This is a genomic window from Streptomyces sp. NTH33 (genome assembly GCF_003236365.1).
Classification (GTDB): domain Bacteria; phylum Actinomycetota; class Actinomycetes; order Streptomycetales; family Streptomycetaceae; genus Streptomyces.
In genome coordinates this window covers 1-1946 of record NZ_POTZ01000787.1, presented here as the reverse complement: position 1 = coordinate 1946, position 1946 = coordinate 1, and the positions used below count along the sequence as shown (strand labels likewise).

At 73.8% G+C, this 1946-nt stretch carries 1 protein-coding gene; it reads left to right on the top strand.

Going from position 1 to position 1946, the window contains the following annotated elements; translation table 11 throughout:
• Nucleotides 1–1946 (top strand): glycoside hydrolase family 35 protein (locus tag C1I97_RS36245; protein ID WP_111007156.1); only part of this gene is annotated, 1946 nt, incomplete at both ends.

Sequence of the window (1946 nt, the reverse complement as noted above, 5' to 3'; positions counted from 1 at the left end):
GGTCCCCGTTCGGGGGCAAGGGGTACGCCGAGGTGCGGCGCACCCGGGACGCGGCGTACGAGCGGCGCTTCTACCTGACCCACCTCGCCAACGGCATCACGGTCCACAACGTCTACATGGCCTTCGGCGGCACCTCCTGGGGCTGGCTGCCCGCGCCGGTCGTCTACACGTCGTACGACTACGGGGCCGCCCTCGACGAGGGCCGCCGGCCCACCGGGAAGCTGGTGCCGATGCACCAGATCGGGCACATGCTGCAGCGCGTCCCGGACTTCGCCAAGCTGGACCGGGCGGCCGACGTGAAGGTGCCCGGGCTCAGGGCGTACCACCTGAGGAACCCGGACACCGGCGCCCACGTCTACGTACTGCGCAACGACGGCGACAAGGAGGTCTCCTCGACGCTGCGCGCGGCCGGCGCCGACCTGCCGGTGACCGTGCCGGCCCGGGACGCCCGGCTGATGGTCACCGACCTGATGCTGGGGCGGCGCAGGGTGCGGTACTCCACCGCACAGCCGATGATGTTCCTGACCGCCGGGCGGCAGGACGTCGCGGTGTTCTGCGGACGGCAGGGCGAGATGGCGCGGGTGGTGCTGGAGTGCGCCAAGGAGCCCCTGGTCACCCGGCTGAGCGAGCAGGCCGCGTACGTCTACGACCGGGGTCTGGTGCGGATGACCGTCCCCCTCGGCGCCGGCGGGCTGATCGGTGTCCGCGTGGAGGACGACGGCAACGAGCGGCCGCTGATGCTGCTCTTCGCCGACGAGGCGACCTCGGTGCGCCTGTGGCCGTACGACACCCCGTCGGGCTCCCTGCTGGTCCACGGCCCCGCGCTGCTGCGCACCGCCACCGTGCGCGGCTCCACCGTGCACCTCACCGGTGACACGGTCGCACAGAGCGGGCTGGAGGTGTGGGGGCCGCGCGGCATCGACGCCCTGACGTGGAACGGCCGCGCGGTGCCGGCGTCGGTCACCGGCTCGGCGAGCGTGCGCGCCCACGCGCCGCTGCCCGGCGTGCCCGAGGTGCGGCTGCCCGCGCTCGGCGGCTGGCGGACGCGCACGGAGAACCCCGAGGCCGGGCCGCATTTCGACGACTCGTCCTGGCAGGTCGCCGACCGGACGTCCTCCTTCAGCACGACGCCCGTGCCGAAGGGGCAGCCGGTGCTGTTCGCGGACGACTACGGCTTCCACTACGGGGACGTCTGGTACCGGGGCACGTTCACGGACGCCATCGGTGTCGAGTCGGTCTCGCTCGCGTACAGCACGGGCACGCAGGGGCTGCTCATGGCCTGGCTGGACGGGCATCCGCTGGGCACGCACCGGATGCCCGTTCCGGACAGGAGCACGGCCCGGAAGGGGACGTGGGCGGACACGGCGGTCTTCCCGGTGGACCCGTCGCTGCGCGGCTCCGGCCGGCACGTGCTGTCGGTGCTGGTGCGGCGGATGCAGCACGACCAGGACGGCGGGGCGCGGGACACCCACAAGGCGGCGCGCGGGCTGACGGCGGTCACCTTCGCCGGGGGCACGCCGAAGGTGCGGTGGCGGATCCAGGGCGCGGCGGCGCCCGACCCGGTGCGCGGGCCGCTGAACAACGGCGGGCTGTACGGGGAGCGGGAGGGCTGGCACCTGCCCGGCTTCCCGGACGGCGACTGGGAGCGGGTGAGCTTCCCGCGGGCCGTGCGACGGCAGGGGGTGACCTGGTACCGGACCACTTTCCGGCCGGCCGTGGACCCGGGTGTGGACGCCTCGGTCGGGCTGACGCTGGAGGACGACCCGCACCGGGCGTACCGTGCGCAGATCTTCCTCAACGGCTGGAACCTGGGCCAGTACGTCAACGGTGTGGGCCCGCAGCACACCTTCGTCCTGCCGAACGGCATCCTGCGCACCCGGGGCACCAACACCCTGGCCCTCGCGGTCCTCTCGGAGCTCACCACGCTGTCGGGGCCGGGGCGGGTG